The sequence below is a fragment of the Streptomyces huiliensis genome (assembly GCF_020037025.1).
GTDB classification, from domain to species: Bacteria; Actinomycetota; Actinomycetes; order Streptomycetales; family Streptomycetaceae; genus Streptomyces; species Streptomyces huiliensis.
Genome location: NZ_JAIQLH010000198.1, coordinates 1 through 1,086, shown reverse-complemented (window position 1 = coordinate 1,086; position 1,086 = coordinate 1). Strand labels below are relative to the sequence as shown.

The 1,086-nt window shown below is 75.8% G+C and carries 1 protein-coding gene; it reads right to left on the bottom strand.

Features of this window, described 5'->3' with window-relative positions:
* Positions 1 to 257 precede the first annotated feature (257 nt).
* Positions 258 to 860 (bottom strand): flavodoxin family protein, encoded by a 603-nt coding sequence (locus tag JNW98_RS27285; RefSeq protein ID WP_223770967.1) that lies wholly within the window; start codon positions 858 to 860, stop codon positions 258 to 260.
* Between the last annotated feature and the right edge of the window lie 226 nt (positions 861 to 1,086).

Sequence of the window (1,086 nt, the reverse complement as noted above, 5' to 3'; positions counted from 1 at the left end):
CCTGGCCGCGGCGGCGCTCACCGCCCTCGCCGGCTCCGCGCTCGCCGGCCGCCGCCCGGGAGCGCCGTTCGCGGCGGCGGTCCTGGTGGCGGGGATCGACGTGGCGCTGCTGTTCGCCGGGGGCGGGGTGACGGGCTGACGGGTGCGGTGCCGGGCTTACGGGTGCGGTGCCGGGCTTACGGGTGCGGTGCCGGGCTTACGGGTGCGGTGCCGGGCTTACGGCGGGGCGACGGCTGAAGGCGGCCCGCCGTGGGGGCTCAACCCGGTGTGCCCAGCGGCCGGGCGGCCAGTGCCGCGGCGACGCCCTGCAGGTTGGCGGCCATGGCCCGCGCGGTCTTGTGCGACCACTCGTGCCCCTGCGACGCGTCCAGGTAGTCCGGGCCGGGCCCGGGCCCCAGGTGCCAGTACGTCCAGGCCTGTCCCGGGATGGTGTACCCGATGTCGCCCAGGGCACCGCCGATCTCGCTGATGACGTGGTGGGCGCCGTCCTCGTTGCCGGTGACGACGACCCCGGCGACGCGGTTGTACGCCACCGGGCGCCCCTCGTCGTCGGTCTCGCTCAGCATGGCGTCCATCCGTTCGAGGACCCGCTGGGCGACGGAGGAGGGCCGTCCGAGCCAGGTCGGGGAGGCCATGACCAGGATCTCGGCGGCGAGGAGCTTCCGCCGGACGGCGGGCCAGGCGTCGCCGTCGCCCGTGTCGGACGTGACGCCGGGCCGGATGTCGAGGTCGACCGCGCGCACGTGGTCGACCCGGACGCCGAGTTCGGTGAGCCGTCCGGCGACGACCTGGGCCAGCGCCTCGGTGTTGGACGGCTCGGGGGACTTCTTCAGGGTGCAGTTGACGACGAGTGCTCTCACCCCGTCACGGCTACCCCGGAACGGCGCGCGGGCGCGGGGCGTTGGTCCGCGTGGCGTAGTCGCGCCGCGCTCCGGGGGTGGCGGTGAGGGGTGCCGGTGGTGGGGTCACACGAACGGGGTGATCCGCTCCTCCACGCCGAGCAGCAGCTTGCCGTAGATCTCCCTGCCCACCGCCGGTGTGGCGGCCGCGTGCCGGCCGGCCACGCTCAGGTCGCGCCAGATCCGC